This is a genomic window from Streptomyces sp. NPDC087263 (genome assembly GCF_044744645.1).
Classification (GTDB): domain Bacteria; phylum Actinomycetota; class Actinomycetes; order Streptomycetales; family Streptomycetaceae; genus Streptomyces.
In genome coordinates this window covers 111,341-133,620 of sequence record NZ_JBIUYT010000014.1, presented here as the reverse complement: position 1 = coordinate 133,620, position 22,280 = coordinate 111,341, and the positions used below count along the sequence as shown (strand labels likewise).

Annotated in this window: 21 protein-coding genes and 1 pseudogene; 12 read left to right on the top strand and 10 right to left on the bottom strand. The window is 68.3% G+C overall.

All coding sequences use genetic code 11. The features are described from left to right. The first annotated feature begins 136 nt into the window (after nt 1-136). From ACIPC1_RS36090 to ACIPC1_RS36080, 3 genes are all read left to right on the top strand, one after another. A complete protein-coding gene (locus ACIPC1_RS36090) occupies nt 137-1,018 on the top strand; it encodes a GntR family transcriptional regulator (protein ID WP_402525003.1) in 882 nt (293 codons plus the stop codon). Further along, entirely contained in the window at nt 1,018-1,755 is a 738-nt protein-coding gene (locus tag ACIPC1_RS36085; RefSeq protein ID WP_402525001.1) for an HAD family hydrolase, read from the top strand. Before ACIPC1_RS36090 ends, ACIPC1_RS36085 begins: the two co-directional genes overlap by 1 nt. A 170-nt stretch (nt 1,756-1,925) precedes the next feature. Next, complete coding sequence (locus tag ACIPC1_RS36080) at nt 1,926-2,966, top strand: phosphotransferase family protein (protein WP_402524999.1); 1,041 nt, start codon at nt 1,926-1,928, stop codon at nt 2,964-2,966. Between the two features lie 21 nt (nt 2,967-2,987). Here ACIPC1_RS36080 and ACIPC1_RS36075 read toward each other — a convergent pair whose 3' ends face one another. Then, a complete protein-coding gene (locus ACIPC1_RS36075; protein WP_402524996.1) occupies nt 2,988-3,173 on the bottom strand; it encodes a hypothetical protein in 186 nt (61 codons plus the stop codon). Between the two features lie 175 nt (nt 3,174-3,348). On the opposite strand from ACIPC1_RS36075, the gene ACIPC1_RS36070 reads away from it, so the two are divergent. Both ACIPC1_RS36070 and ACIPC1_RS36065 read left to right on the top strand, forming a co-directional pair. After that, nucleotides 3,349-4,221, top strand: a complete 873-nt coding sequence (locus ACIPC1_RS36070) for a GntR family transcriptional regulator (RefSeq protein WP_402524994.1) — start codon at nt 3,349-3,351, stop codon at nt 4,219-4,221. Between the two features lie 239 nt (nt 4,222-4,460). Beyond that, nucleotides 4,461-6,590: a phosphotransferase gene (locus tag ACIPC1_RS36065; protein ID WP_402525181.1), complete on the top strand. Its 2,130-nt coding sequence runs from the start codon at nt 4,461-4,463 to the stop codon at nt 6,588-6,590. 136 nt (nt 6,591-6,726) lie between these two features. Here the strand turns inward: ACIPC1_RS36065 and ACIPC1_RS36060 are convergent, their stop codons facing one another. Continuing rightward, nucleotides 6,727-7,698, bottom strand: coding sequence for a zinc-binding dehydrogenase (locus tag ACIPC1_RS36060; RefSeq protein WP_402524992.1), 972 nt, complete (start codon nt 7,696-7,698; stop codon nt 6,727-6,729). 125 nt (nt 7,699-7,823) lie between these two features. On the opposite strand from ACIPC1_RS36060, the gene ACIPC1_RS36055 reads away from it, so the two are divergent. Together ACIPC1_RS36055 and ACIPC1_RS36050 are read left to right on the top strand one after the other, a co-directional pair. Further along, nucleotides 7,824-8,444 (top strand): TetR family transcriptional regulator, encoded by a 621-nt coding sequence (locus tag ACIPC1_RS36055; RefSeq protein ID WP_402524990.1) that lies wholly within the window; start codon nt 7,824-7,826, stop codon nt 8,442-8,444. 41 nt (nt 8,445-8,485) lie between these two features. After that, a complete protein-coding gene (locus tag ACIPC1_RS36050; RefSeq protein ID WP_402524987.1) occupies nt 8,486-10,549 on the top strand; it encodes a HelD family protein in 2,064 nt (687 codons plus the stop codon). A gap of 4 nt (nt 10,550-10,553) precedes the next feature. On the opposite strand, the gene ACIPC1_RS36045 is transcribed toward ACIPC1_RS36050, so the two are convergent. After that, complete coding sequence (locus ACIPC1_RS36045) at nt 10,554-11,408, bottom strand: nitroreductase/quinone reductase family protein (protein ID WP_402524984.1); 855 nt, start codon at nt 11,406-11,408, stop codon at nt 10,554-10,556. A gap of 571 nt (nt 11,409-11,979) precedes the next feature. Between ACIPC1_RS36045 and ACIPC1_RS36040 the strand changes: the two genes are divergently transcribed. Next, nucleotides 11,980-12,798, top strand: coding sequence for a hypothetical protein (locus ACIPC1_RS36040; RefSeq protein WP_402524982.1), 819 nt, complete (start codon nt 11,980-11,982; stop codon nt 12,796-12,798). Between the two features lie 145 nt (nt 12,799-12,943). Here ACIPC1_RS36040 and ACIPC1_RS36035 read toward each other — a convergent pair whose 3' ends face one another. After that, the gene (locus ACIPC1_RS36035; protein ID WP_402524980.1) at nt 12,944-14,023 is read right to left on the bottom strand and encodes a MerR family transcriptional regulator; all 1,080 of its coding nucleotides are present in this window, start codon (nt 14,021-14,023) and stop codon (nt 12,944-12,946) included. Nucleotides 14,024-14,098: 75 nt separating this feature from the next. On the opposite strand from ACIPC1_RS36035, the gene ACIPC1_RS36030 reads away from it, so the two are divergent. Continuing rightward, entirely contained in the window at nt 14,099-14,224 is a 126-nt protein-coding gene (locus ACIPC1_RS36030) for a hypothetical protein (RefSeq protein WP_402524978.1), read from the top strand. 241 nt (nt 14,225-14,465) lie between these two features. Here the strand turns inward: ACIPC1_RS36030 and ACIPC1_RS36025 are convergent, their stop codons facing one another. Continuing rightward, nucleotides 14,466-15,833 carry a lamin tail domain-containing protein gene (locus ACIPC1_RS36025; RefSeq protein WP_402524976.1) on the bottom strand — a complete coding sequence of 456 codons (1,368 nt, stop codon included), beginning with the start codon at nt 15,831-15,833 and terminating at the stop codon, nt 14,466-14,468. A gap of 475 nt (nt 15,834-16,308) precedes the next feature. On the opposite strand from ACIPC1_RS36025, the pseudogene ACIPC1_RS36020 reads away from it, so the two are divergent. Then, a pseudogene (locus tag ACIPC1_RS36020) lies at nt 16,309-16,602 on the top strand (alpha/beta fold hydrolase); the annotation flags it as partial. Between the two features lie 60 nt (nt 16,603-16,662). Here ACIPC1_RS36020 and ACIPC1_RS36015 read toward each other — a convergent pair. Then, on the bottom strand, nt 16,663-17,355 hold the full coding sequence (locus ACIPC1_RS36015) for a TetR/AcrR family transcriptional regulator (protein ID WP_402524974.1): 693 nt from the start codon (nt 17,353-17,355) through the stop codon (nt 16,663-16,665). Nucleotides 17,356-17,407: 52 nt separating this feature from the next. Between ACIPC1_RS36015 and ACIPC1_RS36010 the strand changes: the two genes are divergently transcribed. Both ACIPC1_RS36010 and ACIPC1_RS36005 read left to right on the top strand, forming a co-directional pair. Beyond that, complete coding sequence (locus ACIPC1_RS36010; protein WP_402524971.1) at nt 17,408-18,529, top strand: FAD-dependent oxidoreductase; 1,122 nt, start codon at nt 17,408-17,410, stop codon at nt 18,527-18,529. Nucleotides 18,530-19,165: 636 nt separating this feature from the next. Then, a complete protein-coding gene (locus ACIPC1_RS36005; protein WP_402524969.1) occupies nt 19,166-19,525 on the top strand; it encodes an ester cyclase in 360 nt (119 codons plus the stop codon). Between the two features lie 308 nt (nt 19,526-19,833). Here ACIPC1_RS36005 and ACIPC1_RS36000 read toward each other — a convergent pair whose 3' ends face one another. The 4 genes from ACIPC1_RS36000 to ACIPC1_RS35985 all read right to left on the bottom strand — a co-directional run bounded on the left by ACIPC1_RS36000 (nt 19,834) and on the right by ACIPC1_RS35985 (nt 22,260). Next, entirely contained in the window at nt 19,834-20,307 is a 474-nt protein-coding gene (locus tag ACIPC1_RS36000; protein ID WP_402524966.1) for a hypothetical protein, read from the bottom strand. Further along, nucleotides 20,304-20,759, bottom strand: a complete 456-nt coding sequence (locus ACIPC1_RS35995; RefSeq protein WP_402524964.1) for a DUF6228 family protein — start codon at nt 20,757-20,759, stop codon at nt 20,304-20,306. Before ACIPC1_RS35995 ends, ACIPC1_RS36000 begins: the two co-directional genes overlap by 4 nt. A 33-nt stretch (nt 20,760-20,792) precedes the next feature. Beyond that, nucleotides 20,793-21,257 (bottom strand): DUF2199 domain-containing protein, encoded by a 465-nt coding sequence (locus tag ACIPC1_RS35990; protein ID WP_402525179.1) that lies wholly within the window; start codon nt 21,255-21,257, stop codon nt 20,793-20,795. Nucleotides 21,258-21,354: 97 nt separating this feature from the next. Next, on the bottom strand, nt 21,355-22,260 hold the full coding sequence (locus ACIPC1_RS35985; RefSeq protein WP_402524962.1) for a hypothetical protein: 906 nt from the start codon (nt 22,258-22,260) through the stop codon (nt 21,355-21,357). Nucleotides 22,261-22,280: the final 20 nt, after the last annotated feature.

Sequence of the window (22,280 nt, the reverse complement as noted above, 5' to 3'; positions counted from 1 at the left end):
GGAGGTAAAGAGGGAAGCAAAACTTCCGCCAACTTGGCTAAGTTGGCAACCAACTATGCTTAAGTTGTCCCCACTTGGCTGGTGCTCATAAACAACTTTCAAACAACTCCCCATAGATGGATGTGAGTTGTAGCGTTTGGTCGTGACCCAGGAGAACGTGGCAGTGAACGGTGACAGAAGGCTCTCGCCCCAGGAGATCGCCGACGTCCTGCGGGACCGGATCCGTGCCGGGCACCTCAAGGCGGGCGACCGCCTGCCCACCCAGGCGGAGCTGGCGGACGAGTTCGGCGTCGAGCGCGGCACCGTACGCCAGGCCCTCAGCTCACTTCAGAGCGACGGGCTGCTCAGCAACACCGGCAGGGGCAGCCCGCCGCGGATCGCGGACGTGTCACCCACCCGCGACGAACCCCAGACGACGATGGTGGGCCTCGCGCCGCGCCTCGCCGAGGCGTTCGCGACCCGGCACGTCCGTATAGACGCGGCGTGCCTCACCGCGGAGACCCTGATGGTCGCCCTCGGCGAACCGGTACGCCTGATCCACGAGGGCGCCATCCGCCCGGAGTCGATCGACGTCCGGATCCTGCTGCCCTCCCGGGACATCACCCTGGCGTTCCCGGTCCCGGTCGAGGGCCGCACCGACGACGACGCGGTCCACAGGCGCTGGCTCGCCCAGCGCAACGCCCAGGGACACGTCCTGCGCCACAACCTGCAGACCCTGCGCCACTCGCACGGCATCGACGTCCATGTGGCCTTCCGCGCCCTGCCGTTCACCCCGCCGGTGAAGCTGTACCTCCTGAACGAGTCGGAGGCGCTGATCGCGTACTACATGATCACCAGACGCGAGGAGACGGTGGACAGCGGAGGAGTGCTCGACATGTATGACACCGTCGGCTCCTCGTCGCTCCTCTTCTCTTTCGAGAAGACGACCGGCCAACGGGACGCCTCGTTCGTGGAGGAATCCCAGAAGTGGTTCAACGCCCTCTGGGAAACCATCACCACGGACCTGACACTCTCCTAGTGACTCCTCATACAGCGCAGACTGAACCGGTGGCGACAGAGACAGAGAACCTGCGGCAAGTGATCGACCGCGCTCGCTTCGTCCTCTTCGACTTCGACGGGCCGATCTGCCGGCTGTTCGCGGGGCATTCGGCGGAGGACGTGGCGAGGAACCTGGTGGAGTGGCTGGAGGAGCAGGGGCTGCGAGGGCTGCTGAGCGAGGAGGAACGGGTCCATCCCGATCCGCATGTCGTGCTGCGCGTGGTCAACAAGCGGCATCCGCACAGCGACCTGGTGGCCGAACTCGAGGAGCTGCTCACCCAGCACGAGCTGAAGGCGGTACCGTCCGCCTGGCCCACCGCGTTCGCCGATCCCCTGATACGGACCTGGACCGCCGTCGGCGTCCGCCTCGCGGTGGCCACCAACAACTCCCCACGCGTGGTGGCCCGTTACCTGGAGAGCCGCGGCCTCACCGAGTGCTTCACCCCCAACGTCTACGGCCGCACCCGCAACCTCGACCACCTCAAGCCCCACCCGCACTGCCTCAACCGCGCCCTGAGCACCCTGGGTGCCGCCCCGTCGGCCGCCCTCATGATCGGCGACACCCCCTCGGACTTCTTCGCCGCCCAGCGCGCCGGGATTCCGTTCCTGGGCTACGCGCGTAACGGACACAAGGGCAAGCTGCTGCGGGACGCCGGGGCCGAGGACGTGGTGGGGTCGCTGGAGCCGGTTCTGCGGGTGCTGCGCGGCGAACTCTGAGTTCTCGACGCGTTCTCGCTCACAAAGGTGGCGGTCACCATCCGATGAAACGGCTCTGACACGCTACGACTCATCGGGGGAGTAGCGTGCCTCCACTTCCCGCCGACTGGACTCAGAGAGACGGGGCGATGGCGCCCGAAGCACCCGAGACCCCACCGCGTGTCGCAGCTGTGAGTGCTGCCGTCGACGCGGTCGAGGGCCCCCTCAGTGGATACCACCACGAGACGTATGTGTTTCCACTGCCCGTCACGGCGGGACCGGGCTTCCAGGGGCGCTGGAAGTGCCGCGAACCACGCCAGAACCTGCTGTGGTTCGACCGGCGTTGCTTCGAGTCGGAGGAACGCCTGCTGTTCGACCTGCAACGGCGTATCGACGTCATCCCCGAGGTTGCCCGGATGGGTGGCGTGGACCTGCAGCGGTTCATCGAGGGTTCGACGCTGGGCGCGTTGCATCCGTCCGGTCGGGCCGTCCCGGCCCCGCTCTTCGAACAGATCCTCGGCCTGTTCGGGCAGTTGGGCACCGTCACCGCGTCCATGCTGAGCGTGGAGCGGAGGTGCAAACCGCAGGACCGCGCGGAGGAAGGTGACAGTGCGGCATTCCTCGACAGGCTCATCTGCTTCACCCAGGAGCAGGTGTACGAACGGAATCTGATCGCGTACGAAGGCCTGTTCGCCGGTCTCGGTCTTGATCCCGATGCCTTTCGGCAGCTCAGGAAGAGGGTGGCCGGACTTCGGGACCGGCCCTTCTGTCTCCTCCATGCGGATCTGCATCGCGAGAACTTCATCGTCGACCCGGACGGGAAACTCTGGGCCATCGACTGGGAGTTGGCGATGTTCGGCGATCCGCTCTACGACCTGGCCACCCATCTGTACCTGATGCGGTATCCGCCGACGCAGGAACGGCTGATGATCCGGCGATGGTGCGGGATCGTCGAGGAGATCCGGCCGGGCAGTTCACAGGGCTGGGGTGAGGATCTGCCGCGGCTGCTCGACTTCAAGAAGGCTCAGTCGGTGTTCACCGATGTCATCCGGGAGTCGCAAGCCCTGGACGTCCGGGGGAAGCTCGATCACCAACGGCTCCGCCGGGCGGCCTGGAAGCTGCGAGGCGTGCTCACGGCTGCCGCCGAGCCGTTGGGACTGGAGTCCGCTCCCGGCCTGCTGGAGACCGAGGCGGCGTTGGCCCGCTGGCGTAGCGACCAGGCACCTGCCTGAGCTGTTCCGGAGGCCAGGGGCTTAGGGGGCCGGCTCCGAGCGTCCGTCCGAGGACGGGGTGACGCCCTCCGTCGTCGGTCGACGGGCCCCGCTCCGCAGCTGCGCGGAGCGCCGGACGCGGAGCCAGTTCCTCAGGGCCTCGAACGCCCACTGCATCACCAGTGTCATGGCGACCGCGACGGCATTCCACAGTAGTTGAAGGACCATGGACCCCCACCCTTCTTGCCACTTTCAGTGAAGCGATCAACTTGCCGACCAATTGGACTGGTTGCCCTGAATTGGTTTTCCCCGTGCGCGTAGATCCCTTAACTGGCAGTCGTGTTGGGCTGGTCACCTGACTGAAATTGGTTTGCCTGTCGTCCGGAAGCGGTACGGTCCATCCGTGAGCGGAGAGGGCGTCGCGGACAGCGGCGGCAGGGAGTTCGAGAGGGTCTCGGACGTGCTGCGGGAACGCATGGCCGCCGGCGTCTACCCGTTGGGAACGCTGCTGCCACCCCAGCGCTTTCTGGCCGCCGAACTCGAAGTCTCCCGGGACACCGTGCAGCGCGTCCTGAAGGCGCTGCGCAACGAGGGGTGGATCGAGACCCGTCAGGGCAGTGGCTCCAGGGTGATCAAGGCGCAGCGAATCCACTCCTCGGGGACGCGGACCGCGCGCCCCGCGCAAGCGGTGACGCTGCGGTCATTCATCAACGAGGCCTTCGAGGCGACCGAGGTGACCTTGGACGTCTACACGCTGACCTCGGAATCCCTGGACGCGCACATTCGTATGCAGGCCGAACGCATACGCGACCGGGAGATCTACCCTCAGCGGATTGCTCTGCGCATGCTGCTGCCGTCCGACGACCTGAGGCTGCCCTACCCGAGTACCAAGGGCGCTCCGGACGATCTGCGCCTTCAGGAGCGACTGCACGGGATCACGGCGCGGCACTCGGCCTCGCTGAGAAGCGCTCTGCGGGACCTGCGGGTCGACGGCTTGGTCTCCTTCGTCGATGTCGAGATCCGCCATGTGCCCTTGGCGCCGACCTTCAAGCTCTACCTCCTCAACAAAACCGAGGCGCTGCACGGTCCGTACGAAGTGATCGAGCGGACCATCGAGCTGGACGACGGGGAGGACATCCTTGCGCTGGACGTCCTCGGACTCGGGGCGACGCTGACGCACTACGAGAAGACCGACGACCCGGAGTTCACGGGCAGCGTCTTCGTCAGCAGCATGCAGTCCTGGTTCGACTCGATTTGGGGCACGCTCGCGGAGTGAGGGAACCGGTCGGCGGGTGCCCATCCCAGGCGTCCCGTACACCTCGGTTATCTCATTGAGACCAACCTGTTCCGGTCTCCGCTCGTGAGGGATCCACGACCCGGCTAGGGTGTGCTCACCTTCACTTCCAGGGGTGGCCATTGGGCGCGTCTCCTGCGCCCGGGCCTGTGCCCAGGGAGCAACGTATCGCCAACGATGCCTACGACACGTTCGTACGGCTGGCGAAACAGCACGGAGTGATGAGCGGCGGCCATCACAACCGGAACTACGTACTGCCGCTGACCGAGGCCATGGCGCGCCAGGTGAGCCGCGATCCGGGTACCTCGGTGATCGTACGGACGCGCAGGCTGGAAGCGCTGCCGGTGGTCATCCGGACCTGGCGCGAAGTGGACATTCTCCGTGCCGTCGAGGGCACTCTGCCGCATGTACCGCGCTGCGTCGCCAGCCGTGGCCGCACCGCCGTGCACAGTTATGTGGAGGGCCTGCCGCTCTCCGCGGTCTGCCCGAACGGCAAGCCTGTGGACACCGTGCTGGTCAAGGCGATGGCAGGTCTGCTGGCGCAGATGTCGAAGGTGCGCAAGGAGGCGTTACCGCCGCTCCCGGACGGATGGCCGCCCAGCAACAAGGACAGCCAAGGGTTCCTGCGTACGCTGGCGCATCTCACCGACCGGCAGATCCGTCGGCCCAATTGGCCTGGCTTCGGCGGACTGTTCGCCGCTCTGGGCATCCCCGAGGACGCCCTGGTCCGGCTGGCGGACCGGGTGCCCGTGATGGCCCGCCGCCCGCACAGCCTGCTCCACACCGATCTGCACCGCGACAACATCATCGTCACCTACCGTGGCGAACCGCCCTTGATCTGCGTCGACTGGGAACTCGCGACCTACGGCGACCCGCTGCACGACCTGGCCACCCACCTCGTCCGCATGCGCTATCCGGAATCCCAGTGGGACGAGGTCGTCGATGCCTGGGCGAACGCCGTTCACAGAGTCAGGCCCGCGGCAACGGCCGGCCTCACCAACGATCTCGGTCACTACGTCGCCTTCGAACGCGCGCAGTCCGTGTATCCGGATGTGATGCGTGCGGCGAAGTCGCTGGAGGTGTCGCTCGACCAGAAATGCCTGGAGACGGCGACCCACGCGGTGCGCCGTGCGCTGGAGGCAGCGGCCCAGCCGCTGGGCCTCGTCAACATGCCCGACGAGGCCGAGATCGAGCGGGTCCTGCGCCGTTGGCAGATTTCCCGGAGCGAATGGCACGACGACCGGCGGGCCGTCACGGCCATCGGCTGGCAGCCCGACAGAAGGCTGCGCGAGCCTTCCGACTTCCCGCACACCGCGGTGCTCGACGCCCTGCGTGCGGAGGGCGCGGCGCCGGCCGCTCAGGTGTTCAAAGGCACCGCGCATCTCAACACGGTGGTGCGGGTGCCGGGCGTCGGTTTCCCCGTCATGGTGCGCCGCAAGGTGGCTGCCGTCAGCCGTCGCGAGCCCACATTCCTCAGTGAGCACGCCGTCCTGCGGGCCATCGAGCGGTCCGGAGCCAAGGTGGCGGTGCCGCGGGTGCTGGCGCTGGGCACCAGCCACACGAACGACCCTTTCGCGATCCACACGTATGTCGGCCCGCACGACAGCGACCAGCCCCCCAGCCATCCCGTGCACGGCCTGCTGCCGCACGAGGCGGACGGACTGGTCGACCAACTCCGGGCCCTGACCCGCGTGGACTATCAACCGTTGGATCCCACCGCGGACGACGTTCGGTTCTTCGACTGGCTGAGTGAGCTACTCGTCCACCTGGTGGACGAGCTGCCCAAGGAGACCCAACACCTGGCCGGTGTCCTGGGGCTGCCCAACGCCCGCCGTCTGTGGGAGATGCTGGCCCGTCACCGAGTGACGCCGCGCGGGTCGACCCTGCTGCACGGTGATCTGAACCCCTGGAACCTGGTGCGCCGGGACCACGAACTGGCCCTCACGATCATCGACTGGGAGATGGCGATGGTCGGGGACCCCCTGTACGACCTGGTCCGGCACATGCATCTCACCCCGACCCGGCCCGAGATCCGCGCCCGCATGTTCCGGCGCTGGAGCAGCACCCTGCCCCCTGCCCACACCAAGGACTGGGAGCGGGACTGGCACGTCTACCGATGGATCGAGAACGTCCGCTCCGCCTACGTGGACCTGGACCGCCTGATCACAGGAGCAAGCCTCGACGCTCCCAACGTGAGCCGTGCGGTGGATTCGTACGGGATGACCCTGCGGATGGTGAAGGGGGCGCTCGGACTGCCTCCGCGTTTGTTGTCGAACCCCTATCTCGCCCGCGCGTTGCCCGATGGGGACCATGGCACCGCCAGCCGGGCCGGGTTGCCCGTGGGCGTATGAGGTATCGCGTCGGACCGCTGGGCCTCGGCGGAGAGGGGGCGGCCATGTCCGGCGTGCAACGGGAGCGGGGTACGTCGGCCTGATCGCCCCCAGACGTGCCCCCTGTGAGACGCGATCCCCCCTCACGCGTGCCCCCTCACACCTCCAACACCACCTTCCCCACCAACCCCCGCCCCTCCACAGCCGCATGCGCATCCCCCGCCCGCTCCAGCGGAAACACCTCGCCGATCACCGGTCGCAGCCGCCCGGCCGCGGCCTCGGCGAGTGCGGTGGACGTGAAGCGGTGGAGGTCGGTGGGGGTGAACTGGACGTCGGCGATGCCGAAGAGGGTGATGTCCAGGCGGGCGGCCTCGGCCGGGTCGATGGGGGAGAAGCCGCCCGAGGGGGCGCCGTGGGCCGAGAAGCGGCCGCCCTTGGCAGTCAACGGGAAGGCCGTGGCGCCGAGTTGGCCGCCGACGCCGTCCAGGACGACATCGGCGGCCGCGACGGATCCGCCGAGGGCGTGCCGGGCGGCCGTGGGCCAGTCGGCGTCGGTGGCGTCGATCGCCGCGTCCGCCCCCAACTCCCTTACCAGGGCGAGTTTCGCGGCGCCCCGGGCCACTGCCACCACGCGTGCGCCGCGCGCGTGGGCCAGTTGGACAAGCAGCGTGCCCATGCCTCCGGAGGCGCCGAGGACGAGGACGCGGTCGGTGGGGCCGATGCCGGTGAGTTCGATCAGGCCGGTGGCGGTGAGGCCGTCGTGGACCAGGGCCGCGGCCGTGCGGAGGTCGAGGGAGTCCGGTACGACGGAGAGGGCCGAGGTCGCGGCGACGGCCCGCTCCGCGTAGCTGCCGGTCACGGAGGCGGTGACCCGGCGTCCCAGCCACTCGTCGGAGACATCCGCACCGAGGGCGCTGACCACACCCGATACGCCGCCTCCGGGGACGTACGGCGGTGTCACCGCGAAGTACTCCTGGCCCCAGCCGGTCCGCAGCTGGGCCTCCAGGAAGATCGTGTCCGCGTAGGCGACATCGATCACCACCTCGCCGGGTCCCGGGAGCGGGTCCGGAATCTCCACCTGCACGAGAACCTCGGGGCCGCCGAACGCCTTTACCTGCGCTGCTCGCATCGTTCACTCCTGGCAAGAGGGGTAACAAGAAGGGCAATCAAGAGGGGGTAGTACCGCGCAACAGTCTTCAACCTCGAGCTTGGTTGAGGTCAAGAGGTGGCCGGCGCCGTGCGTAGGCTCGGGGCATGGCTGAGATCGGGCTCCGGGAGCGCAAGAAGCAGCGGATGTACCAGGAGGTGTCCGACATCGCGATCGGGCTCTTCCTGGAGCGGGGGTTCGACGCCGTGTCCGTCGCCGAGGTGGCGGCTGCCGCCGAGATCTCCAAGCCGACCCTCTTCCGGTACTTCCCGGCCAAGGAGGATCTGGTCCTGCACCGCTTCGCCGATCACGAGTCGGAGGCCGCGCGGGTCGTGGCCGGGCGGGCGGAGGGGCAGTCGGTCGCGGACGCCCTGCTGGAGCACTTCCTGGACGGGCTCCGCCGTCACGACCCCGTGACCGGGCTCAACGATCACCCGAACGTCCTCGCCTTCCATCGGCTGCTCTACGGGACACCGTCGCTGGCGGCACGGGCGTACGCGTACGTCGAGCGTTCCGAGGCGGCGCTCGCCGAGGCCCTGGGCGGCGACCTCGACGCCCGGCTCGCCGCCGGTCAGATCACCGCCGTACAGCGCATCCTCGCCCTGGAGAACTGGCGGCGGATCGCGGAGGGGGAGCGGGTGGCGGACGTACGGCGGGATGCCGTGGCTGCTGCCCGGCGGGCGTTCGCGGGGCTGCCCGACGTGCGACCTTCTGGTGATGCTGAGTAAAGAATGTAACTCGGTTGCGCTATTCCGCTACCCTGGTTGGAATGACGTCACCCGACCCCGTCCTCGCCCGGCCCCGGACGCTCGCCCAGTCCCTCACCCGTGAACGCGCCTACCACGACACCTGCCGGACGGCCCTCGCCGCCATGGTCGCCGGTGCCGAGGAACATGTCGTCACCGGCGAGGACGTCTCCGCCTCCGGTGCCGACGCCGAAGTGCTCGGGCACCGCCTGCGCAGCAGGGCCAAGGAGATGCGGGAGTTGCCCGAAGGCCCCTTGTTCTTCGGGCGGTTGGACTTCGGGAGCGCGGGTGCGGCGGCCGGCGAGCACGCCGGGCAGAGCTATCACATCGGGCGGCTGCGGATCACCGAGCACCCCTCCGCCCCGCCCCTCGTCGTCGACTGGCGGGCCCCCGTCTCCCGCGCCTTCTACCAGGCGAGTGCCCGTGCGCCGCAGGGCGTTGCCGTCCGGCGGCGGTTCGGCTGGGCGCCGGGGAGCATGGGGGACTCCGCGGACCTCACGGGCCTGGAGGACGAGCACATCGGGCAGGCCCGCCCCCAGCAGCCGAGCCGCATCCTCGCGGGCGAGATCGAGCGCCCCCGCGTCGGCCCGATGCGCGACATCGCCGCGACCATCCAGCCCGAACAGGACGATCTCGTACGAGGTGATCTCGCGTCCTCGGTCTGTGTGCAGGGCGCCCCTGGCACCGGCAAGACGGCCGTCGGACTGCACCGCGCCGCCTACCTCCTCTACACCTACCCGCAGCGCATCCGCCGCGCCGGCCTGCTGATCCTCGGCCCCAACCGCACCTTCCTGTCGTACATCTCGGAGGTCCTGCCCGCGCTCGGCGAGACGGGCGTACGGCAGTCGACCGTCGGGGACGAGATCGCCCGCCATCCGGTCACGGGGGAGGACGACGAGCGCGCCGCCGTCGTCAAACACGACGCGCGGATGGCGGAGGTGCTCCGCCGGGCCCTGTACGGACGTATCGGCGTTCCCGGTTCCGCCAACTCCCTTGCGGTGCCGGACGGTTCGTATCGCTGGCGGGTCCCGGCCGACGGGCTCCGCCGCATCGTGGACGACGTACGCGCCGAGGAACCCCCGTACGCCGTCGGACGTGAGCGCGTACGGACGCGGGTCGTGGGGTGCTTGCGGGAGCAGGCGGAACGGCGCGCCGGACCGCGTACGAACGCCTGGGTGCGGAAGATCTCGCGGGCCAGGCCTGTCAGCGCATACGTCGACGCGGTGTGGCCCAAGGTGCTTCCCGAGGAGGTGCTCGCCGAACTCCTCGCCGATGCGGACGCGTTGGCGGCCGCGGCGGAAGGGCTCCTGGACGCGGACGAGCAGAAGGCGATCCTGTGGGCGAAGCCGCCGCGCTCGCAGAAGTCGGCACGCTGGTCGGCCGCCGACCTCGTCCTTCTCGACGAGGTCGCCGGGCTCGTCGAACACCCCGAGGGATACGGCCACTTGGTGATCGACGAGGCCCAGGACCTGTCGCCGATGGAGTGCCGGGCGATCGCGCGCCGGGCGCCGTTCGGGTCGCTGACCGTGCTCGGCGACCTCGCGCAGGGCACGACTCCCTGGGCGGCACGGAGTTGGGACGAACTGCTCACGCATCTGGGCAAGCCGGATGCCGCGGTCGTCCCCCTGACGGTCGGCTTCCGGGTTCCGGCAGCCGTCGTCGGACTCGCCAACCGGCTGCTGGCCCGCCTGGACGTGCGAGTGCCTCCGGCTCAGTCATTCAGGACCGACGGGGAGTTGAACGTCCGGCACGTGCCCGACGTCCTCGCCGCGACCGTCGACGCGGTGCACGGAGCGCTCACGCACGAGGGGTCGATCGGCGTGATCGCCGCCGATGCCGATGTCGCATGTGTGCGGGAGGCGCTCCGCGCCGCGGGTGTCGAGACCGCCGGACCCGCTGAACTGGGCGCGCGGGTCACGGTGTTGCCCGCCACCCTCGCCAAGGGGCTTGAGTACGACCACGTCGTCGCCGTCGAACCCGCGGCCGTCGCGGAGGCGGAGGCGCGGGGGCCGCACCGCGTGTACGTGGTGCTGACGCGGGCGGTGTCGCGGCTGGACGTGGTGCACGCGCGGCCCCTGCCGTGGTGACCTGTCAGGCCGGTTCTCCCACCGGGGTCAGGAGAGGGATCAACTGCTCCTCCTCGTAGGTCAGATGGGCTTCGAGCGCGGCCGTGAGGTGTTCCACCTGGGCGAGTACCCGGCCGGGTTCCGCCTGCTCGGCGGCGGCCAGCACCTCCCGTAGCTGTCCCAGCAGTTCGGCGATCGTCTCGTGCTCCTGGCGCAGGCGGTCGAGGGTCGGGCCGAGTTCGGGGTGGTGGCCGGCGAGGAGCGGGAAGATGCCGAGGTCCTCGCCGGTGTGGTGGTTGTGCAGGCCCTGGCAGAGGGTGAGGCAGTTGACGCGGAGCTGACCGCCCAGCGCGGAACCCGTCTTCTTGAACTCCTCCCGGATAAGGGCGAGTTCGCGTCGGAAGGCGTCGTGGACGACCTTCAGACCCTCGGCCATGGAGCTCGCGTTCACGTTCGGCGGACCGCCCTGCGCGATGGCGTGGAGGGCTACGACGGGGATCACCCGATCCGTCTTCGCCTGGTACTCGGCCCACCCCGAGTCGGTCTCCACGGCACGGGCGAACGCGAGGTCCCGCTCGGCGGGTTCGAGTACGACGGCCTCCGCCTCGTACGTGAAGACGCCGTTCTCGACGGTCACCCGGGGGGTCGCGACGAGATTGCGGAACCAGTCCGGATGTCCGGGTGCGCCACCGGCCGAGGCGATGACGAGAACCCGCTCGCCGCCGTCGGGGTAGTAGCCGACGGGGGTCGTGTGCGGGGTTCCGGTGCGGCTGCCGGTGGTGGTGAGGAGGAGCAGACGCGCTCCCTCGAAATAACCGCCGACCCGTCCGTGGTTGGCCCTGAATTCTTCGATGACCTGTTGATTGAAGGGGTTGGGCATTCGCTGCTTTCTTTTGTTTTTGGGCAGGGGGAATCCCGGGGGGTGGGAATGGGTGCAATGGGATGCACAAAGGCACGCGCTCGCGCTCGCGGGTTCACGCGGGCGGGCGGGATTCCGGGCGCCGGGGCGCCCAGGCATGCGGGTGTGGATGAAGACGCACGAGGATCGCGTACAGGGATCGCCTACAGGAGCCGTGTACAGGGATCGCGTGGGACCGTGTACAGGGATCGCGTGCGGAGATGTCGTACAAGGATCGCGTACTCGCGTACGAGGATCACGTACGGAGATGTCGTACGAGCACGTCGTACGAGGTAACGGCGGGCGGGGCTCTACCCCGCCCCGGCCTCACTCGGAGGCCGGGTGCCCAACTCGTTCACGGCACAAGGCCGACCCGGCAGTCATAGACGTAACCGTAATGCCTGGGCGAGCACGGAGGCAATACCCAATTCCCTCCCCACTTCGTTCCCGGCTGATTTCCGATGCTGCACCTGGCGATTTTTGTTGCGGCGCCTTGGCCTCGTAACCTTCCGATCGAAATCGCCATGGGCAAGCACGAAGAGAGGGGAGTTGCATGATGTTCACCGTCGAAGAGCGGGACAGCGTCCGAGACCGGCTGCTCGCGCACGCCGAAGCCGACGAGGCCGTCGTCGGTGCCGCGCTCACCGGGTCGCATGCCGTCGGAGTCGGTGACCGCTGGTCGGACACCGATATCGTCCTCGCCGTCCGCGGTGATCTCACCGAAACGCTGAACCGCTGGACGAGATGGCTCTACGACGAACTCGGCGCGCAACACCACTGGGACCTGCAAGTCGGTGCAGGCGCCATCCGCGTCTTCCTCCTGTCCGGGTGGCTTGAGATCGACCTGACCTTCGCGCCCGAGGCCGAGTTCGGCCCTCGGGGCCCGCAATGGCGGACGGTCTTCGGCCGGCCGCAACCGCTCGAACCCTTTGCGGACCCCGACCACAACACCCTGGTCGGACTCGTCTGGCACCATGCCCTCCACGCCGGAATCTGTATCCGACGCAGGCGCTGGTGGCAGGCCGAGCACTGGATCAGTGCCATCCGCGACCACGCGATCACGCTGGCCTGCCTGCGGCTGGGCCACCCCACCGCATACGCCAAGGGCGCCCACCTGCTGCCCGATGACCTGACAGCACCGCTGGAGACGACCCTCGTCCGCTCACTCGCCGAACCGGAACTCCACCGCGCGCTGGGCGCAACCATCACCGTGGTGACGGGCGAACTGGAACGAACCGATCCCGCACTCGCTGCACGACTCCGCCCCATGCTCGCGGAACTCCTGGCCGAGGTGAGCGAGCGTCCGCCGAGTCCCGAACAGCGGAGGGAGGGTGATGGTTCACCCGCGGAGCCAAGCCGACAGGCGCCGTGAAGTCGGTCGCCATGTGCCGGCCGGCCTGGATCGGGGAGCCGGCTTGGCTCTCGTGATCTGCTGGGCGAGGCGGTAGTCGTCCGCCTCTTGGATGAGTGCGTGAGGGCGGATCCGGCGCAACGCGAAATGTATGCCCATTGCTTCCCTACTGCTGGAGCTCCACGACGTCGGCAACCACGCAGCTGACGTTGTCGGGGCCGCCCGAGTCGTTGGCGAGGGCGACGAGTTGGCGGACCGCGTGCTCGGGTTCGCTGATCTCGGAAAGAACCCGGCGGATCTCGTCGATCGCCGCGACGGTCGACAGACCGTCGGAGCAGAGCAGGTACCGGTCGTGCGGCTGGGCGTCTTGGAGGCGTATGTCGGGGGTGGCATCGGCTCCATGGCCCAGGGCTCGTATCAGCAGCGACCGCTGGGGGTGGGAGGCGGCTTCTTCCGGGCTGAGGCGTCCGTCGTCGACCATCGACTGCACCACGGTGTGGTCGTGGGTGATCTGGAACAGCTCGTGGCCGCGTAGAAGGTAGACGCGGGAGTCACCGATGTGGACGAGGGCGAGCTGTGATCCGGTCCAGAGCATTGCGGTGAGTGTCGTACCGGCTTCTTCGGCCGAGGAGCCGGTCCTGGCGACGCCGTGGACTGCCTGCTTGGCCTGGTCGACGGCGTCTTCGAGGACGTTGAGGAGGTTGCCTGCCGGGATGCCGCCGGCTTCGAGGCGCTTGAGCGCCGCAACGGCGGCCGCGCTTGCGGGGGCTCCTGCGCTGCCGAAGCCGTCGGCGATGGCGAGCAGACGGGACCCGGCGTAGGCGGTGTCCTGGTTGCTCTCGCGGACCAGGCCCGTGTCGGAAAGGGCGGCGTAACGGATTCCCAGGGGCTTCGCGGTCGGGGGCATGGCTGGGTCCTTCCAGGTCAGGTGGTCGATGAGGAAGGTGGCCAGGTCCCGCCGTGCGGCGGTGTCGGCTTCGACGTGGGCCCAGAACGCGCGGATCTCCCGGGCCGCCGGGCCTGCCTCCAGCGTGCAGATGCGCTGGATGCGGGCCAGGGGCATTCCCAGCCGGCGGAGCCACGCGATCAGGCGGGCCTGGTCCAGTTGCTCCGGTGCGTAGAGGCGGTAGCCGGTCACCGGGTCCACGCGAGCGGGGGTCAGCAGGCCGAGCTCGTCGTAGAGACGCAGTGCCTTCGGCGACAGCCGGGACGCCTTCGCGAACGTCCCGATGGTCAGCAACCCCATGGTCACTCCTCCTCATACCGAGCACGTCGCCCGGCCCCACCGATGCTGTGGCCTCCCCCAAGGTGAAGGTCAACCGTGCAATTCGGCGATGACTCGTGCGACGACGACGACGAGGAGGAGGTCGTCGCTGAGGAGCGATCATCTCCGATGGACCGGATCGGACCGGACCGGATCGGACTGGACCGGACCGGACTGGACTGATCCGGACCGGACTGATCCGGCGGGCCATGTCGCTTGTGCGCTGACGCGGTATGGCCCGTCCACCGGTATGGCCGGTCCACAGCTATGGCCCGTCCACCGGGACGGCCCGTCCACCAGGAGGGTGGACGGGCCGTGAGGTGTCGGAAGCCGGGTCGCCCGGGGTGAGATTCTTCGGCGACCCGGCTTGTCACCGCGCAGGTGGCAGGCCGGTTACCGTGCCAGTGGCGGTCCGTCGGTGAGATCAGTCGGTTCGGATGGCTGGCGTGGCGGCGCTGACCGTGGTGCAGGGCAGGGTGCCGGCGCGCAGTGCGTGTCCGTCGTCGTTGCTGTCGTCGGACCACACGACCGGCTTGTGGCCGTCGGTGCAGGCCGCCTGCGGTGCGATGGCGAAGCCCTCGTTGTTGTAGTTGGGCATGCCGGCCGGGCGGTCATGGACGGCGGTAGCGGTGAACCGGCCCTGCGCGTCGATGTCCAGGGTCGCGGTACGGCCCTCGCAGGTGTCGTCGCAGACGGCCCACAAGTGACCGGTCTCGGGCTCGAATTCGAGGTCCATCACTCCGGGGAAGCCGCTGGAGAACGTGGCGATCCGGGTGTATCCACCGCCGGTCTGGTCCAACGCGTAGGCGTAGATGGTGCCGTTGGCCTCAAGCCCGACGAAGAACAGGCCGCTGCCGTGGCCGGGATAAGCGGCCGGGTCGTAGGCGGCGCCGGTGTGCTCGTCGCTGAAGCCGTGTGCGGTGAGGTAGCTGTCCGGGATCCAGGAGATGGCCTCGGGACCGCTGTTGGCCGCTACGGCGGGCAGGTCGGAGGTGAGATTCCACTCCGCGGTCGTGTTGAGCGAGTCGGCCGTGGAAGAGGGGTCGAAGCGGACGACCTCCGGCTTGCTGACGCCGCTGTTGCTGTTGTCGCGCTCGGTGGAGGCGAATATCCCGTCCGGGGTGGAGACCACGCCTTCCGTGTCGGGGTCGCCGCTGCCGGTGCCGAAGTGCAGCGACTTGCCCGCAGCCCAGCCGTTGGCCGGGTCGGGGACCCACGTCGCGCCGTTGGGTACCAGGCGGTAGAGCTTGCTCGGGCCGTTGTCCACCGCCCAGAGCACGCTGGGGCTTTCGAAGGAAAGACCGCTGAGGTTCTCGCCGAAGACGTTCGAGCCGTCGGCGATGCTGACCGCGGCGTCCCCCGGCCACGGGGTGGTTGAGGGCTCACTGCCTCCGCCGTCGCTGCTGCCGCAGGCGTTCGCCGCACCCCGGGTCGACGCGGTCGTCGTGGTGAACGCGCCCGTACCATCCGCGCAGCGGCCGTACGTCGTCGTCGCGTGAGCGGTCCAGCTGTAGGAGTCGACCAGCGTGGTGCCGTCGGCCCCGAACAGCCGGGCCGAGTCGGAGCTGCCCAGACCGAACGAGCTCTCGACGTCCAGCACCAGGTGCGCGCCCGCAGCCAGCGAGGTACCCGACGGGATCTTGTACGAGTGGGAGTCGTCGTTGTCCTTCACGACCCAGTTGGACACATCGGTCGAGGTGGAGCCGGTATTGACCAACTCCACCCAGTCGCCTGGTGTGCCGCCACTCGACTCCACCTCGTTGATCCGCACGGCCGACTGCTCCTGCGCCACGGTTGGCGTACAGGACAGACCGAGGGCGAGAAGAGACAGGGCGGCAGTGGTGAGTGCGGCTCTTCCACACCAATGCGTACGCAAAGTAGCCAGTCCTTTGATCGGGGGAACTACCGGCAGGAGGCCGACGAGAACGTCCTCTCCCAGAAGGGTCTGGCACGTTGACGATCATTGCAACGGCCGGAGTGTCATCTCTCTCCCAAATACATCCGGGACGCGCTGGCTGGAACTGGCCCTCTTTTTGGGTGACTTGGAGGCGTCATCGCGGTTGCCGTTCGGGGTACGGAGCGTGAACTGCTGATGTGGCGGGGCGATGGAGGTAGTTGGTCCTTGCGTGAAGGAGGCGTGGCGGCGGGCGAAAAGGTCACGGCTGCACCCGACGTCACGAATGCGAACTCGGTAGTCGACTCGGCGATGCGTGAACGAGCGCACCATTCCCGTGCATTGCCAGTCGGACTGAACCACACCGGAATATTTGCCGTGGATCACCGAATCGTTACCGACTCATTCAAGCCTGAGCGCGGCGACTGAGATCATCGCTTCCGCGGTGGGCCCTCTCGACCGCGGGCCGGCCCTGGTCGTCGGGCACTCGCTCGGCGGATACGCCTCGCCGGAGTTCGCGCGGCGACGCCCGAAGCAGCTGCACGGGCTGGTCCTCGCGGGGGCCAGTGCCTCAACTCGCGGCCCGTGGGCAACTCCCTGTCGGTGGGTCGCCGGGCTCGCCCCTCGGCTACCGGCGGACCGGTTGGCCCGGTGGAACGACCGGTTGGGCCTGTCTCCCAACTACCGGGGCGAGGCTGGGCGAGGGGCTTTCGGTAAGAGCTGAGTCTCAGGCCGGCGGCCGGGTGAGTCTGGCGGCCACGGCGTCGAGGACCCAGTCCAGGCCGGTCGCGAAGGATGCCTCGGCATCCACGTCCGTGCCGTCGTACACGGCCTTGGCCAGCGCGGGGAAGCGGCCCGTGGCCAGCATTTTTGTCACATGCGGACCGGAGGCGCGCTGCCAGTCGCGCTTGGACAGGCCCGTGGCGCGCTCGGCCCGCAGGTTCGCGGTCTCGCGCCTGATCGCGCCGGTGAAGTAGGCGCTGACTGTCTCCACAGCGCGCATGACGGTGTCGATGTCGGCGAGGCCGTCGAGGGCGGCCAGCGTGGCCTCGGTCACGGCGAGGCCGTTCGGGCCCAGGGTCGGGCGGCCGCCGAGCAGGTCGGCCAGCCATTCGTGACGGAGAACGGCCTGCCTGGTGCGGTGGGCGAGGATGCGCAGCGCCTCCCGCCAGTCACCGGGCTGCTCCACGGGGAGAATCTCGGCGTGGACCTCGTCCACCATGAGGTCGAACAGCTCCTGCTTGGTGGAGATGTATCCGTACAGCCGCATCGGGCCGGCGTTCAGCCGGGCGGCGACCTTGCGCAGCGACACCGCCTCCAGGCCGCCCTCGTCGGCCAGCGCGATGGCGGCGGCGACGATCTGCTCCCGGTCGAGCGGCACGGGGCGAGTCGGCGGCTCCGGCCGGTCCCACACAGTCATGGTCACACCGTTCTGTTGCGATGCATCGTAAGGGGCAATACAGTGTATCGACATGAGACATCGTATCGCTGTGGTCGGGAGCGGCCCCGCCGGCCTTACCTTCGCCCGTGTCCTGCATCGCCATGGCTACCCCGTCACCGTCCTCGAACGCGATCCCGCCGCCGATGCCCGCCCCCCGGGCGGCACGCTGGATCTGCACGAAGGGCTGGGGCAGCGCGCGCTGGACAAGGCGGGGCTGCTGGCGGAATTCCAGGCGCTGTCTCGTCCCGAGGGGCAGGCCATGCGCATCCTGGACACGGCCGGGACCGTCCTGCGCGACTGGCGACCCCGTCCAGATGACCGGGCCAATCCCGAGATCGACCGCAGACAACTCCGCGACCTGCTGCTCGGCCCTCTCGACGTCCGGTGGGGGTGGGGCGTGACACAGGTGGTGCCGGGGACCCGGGACGGCGTACTGGTCCATTTCGCGGACGGGCGACAGGAGACGTTCGACCTCGTAGTCGGCGCGGACGGCGCCTGGTCCCGGACCCGCCCGGCAGTCTCGTCGGTGACGCCGCACTACACCGGCGTCACCGTCGTCGAGACCTCTCTCGACGACGTCGACACCCGCCACCCTGACCTCGCCCGGTTGATCGGCGACGGTTCGGTGGCTGTGTACGGCGTGAACCGAGCTCTCGTCGCCCAGCGCAACAGCGGCGGCCACGTCAAGGTGTACGCCCAGTTCCGCGCGCCGCTGGACTGGCACGCGAACCTGGACCTGTCCGACGTCGAGGCCGTGCGATCGAGCCTGCTGGCTCTGTTCGACGGCTGGGCCGCTCCCGTCCTCGACCTCCTCCGCCACCGCACCGCTTTTTTCGTCCACCGCCCCATCCACACCCTGCCCGTGTCCCACACCTGGACCCACGTCCCCGGGGTGACGCTACTGGGCGACGCCGCCCATCTGATGCCCCCATTGGGCGCGGGCGCGAACCTCGCGATGCTGGAAGGCGCCGAACTCGCCGAGTCCATCGCCACCGGCCCTGGAGATCTGGACGAGGCCGTCCGCGCCTTCGAGGAAGAGATGTGGGCACGGGCCGCCAGGTGGGCGAAGATCACGACGGCCGGTCTGGAACGCCTCGTGAGCCCGGACCCCGCCGAAGCCCTCGCCCTCTTCGACCAAGTCCAGCCGTCCTGACCGCCAAGCGCGAGAGCACCAGCATCAACTGCTCCGATCCTCCCCGCGGTCCGGTAGAGCAGCTCGCTGCGCAGGTCGTCCGGGCCCCGGTCACTTCACCCTGCAGATCCGACGGCAATCGGCAGATGGGCAGGGAACGGACGGCTCACTGGCCAACTTGTGGCGCTCCCGCCACATGTGACTTGCAGCGATAACTGTCACCGAGCGGAGGATCTGACCTGGTCCTCGCGGTCGAGTTCGCGGCGATGGTTGTCACCAGTTGCTCGGGCTAGTTGTCACAAGGTTCGTGTTCGCAGTCGGGTTGTCACCCCTTTCGAAGCGCGTTGGTGGTGGTGGGGGGAGGGGGCGCCGTGGTGGGCGTCTGCTTGAAGGCTTGGCCGATGAGTACGGACTGTTCCCTGCGGCAGCCCCGGAGGCGGGGGCGGTGTGGATACCGTCGAGCAGTTGCTCCTGGTAGGTCTGGTGGATCTGTGCGAGTTCGGCGGAGGCGGCACGAGCGGGAGGCCGTACTGCGGACCCTCCGGCGCCTGGACACCAACGTCAACAGCGTTGAGCGCGACCACGCGAGCCCATAACCACCAACAGCCCGCAGCGGCTGCCCGCTCATGCCACCCTTCCCCACCGGGAGAGACTGAGATGACAGACGACCCCAGAGTCATTGGCCAGCGCATCTACACGGCATTCAATACACGCGATCTTGCGGCGGTCGAGACAATCTTCGCCGCGGACTTCGTGAGCCACCCACTGGGAACAACCGGTCCCGACGCCGTGACGCGGTCCTGGTCCAAGATGATCGCGACCTACCCCGACATACATGTCGTCGTTGAGGACATGCTCGTCGACCGCGATCGAGTCGCCGTACGCTCGACCCTGCACGGGCTCCCGGCAGGTGCCGAAGACCAGCACGCACCCACGATGATGGAGATCTTCCGCGTCCAAGACGGACGGATCGCCGAGCTGTGGGGACTGTCCAGCCTCACCCGCCCTGGCCGCTGACTGAGAGCTCGTGCCGATTTGCGGCGAGCCTTGGCCTCGCCTGCCGATCGTTTCACTCGACCCGCCCGGTGCCGCGCCTCCCCGCCAGCCGAAGCACAATCATCGGGTCCCTTCGAGGATCAGATCCGCCAGGACTCGATCAGTCCGCCGATCAGATCCAGCGGGACTGGTCACCTTTGCTGGGGACGGACAGTGACGTGTCTCAGTAGATGTGGGCCATCGTGAAGCCGTGACCTGGGGTGGTTCAGGTTGAGTGAGACGGCGATGGCTGTTCTGTCTCACTCAACCTGAGCAGTTGGCGCCTGTGGCTATGTGCCATCGTCGTGGCGGTGAGCGTGCCGGAGGCGTCTCAGGGCTTCGAGTTCCATTCGAGGGAAGTGCTCGCCCCATTTGCCTCGATAGCCGTTCTCGCCGTAGGTCCGAGACACCTCGTCGAAGCAGCGGACCACAGCCCGGGCGAGTGCATCGATGGGGAGTTGGGACGACCAGATCTCGGTGCCCCTGTTGTCGTGGTCGCTGCCGCGACGTAGTTCCAGCAAGCGGATCCAGACATCCGCAGCTTCGCGGTAGAAGATCCACCGGTAGGCGGTCGGCTCGGCTTCAAACTGGGCGCGGGCTTCCGTCTCGCCCGCGACGAGCCGGGCCACCGCCGTGAGGAACTCTTCGGGCGCGTTGCTGATGTAGGACGCGGTGAGCTCCGCTTTCGCCTGCTGGTCCTCAACGACACATTCGGCCCACCCATGCGCCCCCAGCGTCCAGGTGATTCGTATGCCGGCTGTCACCGCGGCTCCCCGGCGAGGAAGTGCTCCACATCGGCCGCCAGGGAAGCCATCTGCTCACCGGCCTCCAGCAAGGTGGTCACCGAGGCGCTCCAGCCGCCGGCGGCCTTCGGCCATGGCCGCAAGGTCCAGGTCAGTCCTACGTGGCCGCCGGACCGGAAGACGGCTGACATTGCGAGGTCACGGTCGTTGGTCTGCCAGCTCCGTTCGCCGTCCCATCCCCGGTAGCCGGCGGCGAGCTCTTCCAGGAACGGGACCAGATCGCTGTCCCAGATCCAGGCGACGACCTCATGGACTCGGGCGGCCAAGCCTGGAGCCTGTAGTTCGACGGCGTAGTGCACGGAGTCTTCGTCGAAGCTGAACCGATCACAGAACCTCGCACCGACAGACGAGTTGTCCTGGCAGCGGATCGTCACGCCGGCCTCATCGTCAGTGTTGACGTCTGGGGTGGTCATGGGCGGAACGCTAGGTCAGCAGCACGTTCGACGTCACTTGGATTCGCTGTCGGCGGGGTGGAGAACGGCTTCGGCGATTTCACTGACGCGCTCCATCGTGATGCCGGTTCGCTGTTCGACTGCGAGAGGGTGGTCGGTCGGCTCCAGCTCGATGAGGGGACGCTGTCCGATGGGGCGGGTGTGGACGTGGGTCTTCAAGTTGATGGTGCTGGGCGTGTAAAGGAAGAGGTCGGTGGACAGCCACCCGAAGTACGGCTCCTCGGTTTCACGTCCCGGGGTGTCCCAAAGGTCCGCGGAACGGGCGAAATTGTCCCGGCTGAGGGAGACCCATGCGGCCCAGGAGAACACCTTGTCACTGCCGGTGATCGGTATCTCGACCAGACCCTTGACGAAGTAGTGCTGTGCCCGGATCACGCACTGATCCGACGAGAGCAAGCAGTCCGTAGAGTCCGCGTAACTCGGTTCCCAGACGTGGGGGGCCTTGGTCGAGTAGTTCATCGGCAGCTCGGCGTGGTGGCTGCCGCAGCACGAGCAGGTGAATCCGGGGTTGCTGGTCATGATCGGAGCCTAATAATCCGCTCCGATGCAGCTGACGTCAGTGTCCCTGCTCCGTCGGCCCGTGTGCTGCCGGTGGGTCTGCGACTGCCTCGATGGTGTGCGCGATCATGCGGAGTTGGTGGATGAACCACGGCTTGGCGGTGGTGCGGAGGGAACTCTCGTTGGGGAGCCGCCGGATGAATTCGGTGTGGAAGGCCCAGAAGTCCTCTTCAGTGCCGGAGAGTGCCAGGTTGCGCCAGTGCGGAGCTGCGTAGAACACCATGGCTTTGACGATCTCGGGATAGATCGCCGCGTAGCGCTTGGGGTCCCACGGCCGGACGGTGCGGGCAGGGCGGGGCTGGAGCCGGGCGAGCCGCTGTGTGAGGTCGCTGATCCGGTAGCCGTGCTGCAGGAGGGTGGTCCAGAAGCGGGAGCTCTGTTCGTAGCAGACGTTGATCACGTCGGGGCCGTAGCGGCGCAGGAGCCGGTAGTGGCGCTTCTGGGCGGCGACGATCTCCGGTAGATCGGCAAGGTCGAGCTGGTTGGCGGGGGCTTCGACGGCCCGGCCGATCCAGAGGCGATGGGGGATGCAGACCTGGTCGTGGTGTTTCGACATCCAGACCATGACGCCTTGGCCGGGGGTGCCGGTCCTGCGGGCGACGCATCGCCGGCACGCCCATCGGGGAGTTGCGGCGAAGGGACCCTGGGGGATGTTCCACGCCTGTCGCTCCCAGCGTGGGATCGCGTACTGGATCGAGGTCCGGGGCTGTCCGCTGAGGATGCTGAGCCAGCCGACTGGGTCCAGGCGGGATTCCAGCCAGTGGGAGGGCCGCTGAGGGCGTTGGACGGGCATCGCGTTGGCCGTGGCGAGGCGGTCCAGGAACGAGGCTTCGGGCTCCTGTGGGAAGGGCTTGAGCGGACGCGGCAGCGGACGGAAGACGACGGCCTCGAACGGCCTGTTCACCCCGCTTCCCTACCCGCGTC

What these genes read in the sequence shown, in the direction of transcription:
- ACIPC1_RS36005 (WP_402524969.1), top strand. Translation starts at nt 19,166, where the DNA reads ATGACAGACGACCCCAGAGTCATTGGCCAGCGCATCTACACGGCATTC.
- ACIPC1_RS36055 (WP_402524990.1), top strand. Translation starts at nt 7,824, where the DNA reads ATGGCTGAGATCGGGCTCCGGGAGCGCAAGAAGCAGCGGATGTACCAG.
- ACIPC1_RS36065 (WP_402525181.1), top strand. Translation starts at nt 4,461, where the DNA reads ATGAGCGGCGGCCATCACAACCGGAACTACGTACTGCCGCTGACCGAG.
- ACIPC1_RS36015 (WP_402524974.1), bottom strand. Translation starts at nt 17,355, where the DNA reads ATGACTGTGTGGGACCGGCCGGAGCCGCCGACTCGCCCCGTGCCGCTC.
- ACIPC1_RS35990 (WP_402525179.1), bottom strand. Translation starts at nt 21,257, where the DNA reads ATGAACTACTCGACCAAGGCCCCCCACGTCTGGGAACCGAGTTACGCG.
- ACIPC1_RS35995 (WP_402524964.1), bottom strand. Translation starts at nt 20,759, where the DNA reads ATGACCACCCCAGACGTCAACACTGACGATGAGGCCGGCGTGACGATC.
- ACIPC1_RS36040 (WP_402524982.1), top strand. Translation starts at nt 11,980, where the DNA reads ATGATGTTCACCGTCGAAGAGCGGGACAGCGTCCGAGACCGGCTGCTC.
- ACIPC1_RS36010 (WP_402524971.1), top strand. Translation starts at nt 17,408, where the DNA reads ATGAGACATCGTATCGCTGTGGTCGGGAGCGGCCCCGCCGGCCTTACC.
- ACIPC1_RS36050 (WP_402524987.1), top strand. Translation starts at nt 8,486, where the DNA reads ATGACGTCACCCGACCCCGTCCTCGCCCGGCCCCGGACGCTCGCCCAG.
- ACIPC1_RS36035 (WP_402524980.1), bottom strand. Translation starts at nt 14,023, where the DNA reads ATGGGGTTGCTGACCATCGGGACGTTCGCGAAGGCGTCCCGGCTGTCG.
- ACIPC1_RS36045 (WP_402524984.1), bottom strand. Translation starts at nt 11,408, where the DNA reads ATGCCCAACCCCTTCAATCAACAGGTCATCGAAGAATTCAGGGCCAAC.
- ACIPC1_RS36075 (WP_402524996.1), bottom strand. Translation starts at nt 3,173, where the DNA reads ATGGTCCTTCAACTACTGTGGAATGCCGTCGCGGTCGCCATGACACTG.
- ACIPC1_RS36060 (WP_402524992.1), bottom strand. Translation starts at nt 7,698, where the DNA reads ATGCGAGCAGCGCAGGTAAAGGCGTTCGGCGGCCCCGAGGTTCTCGTG.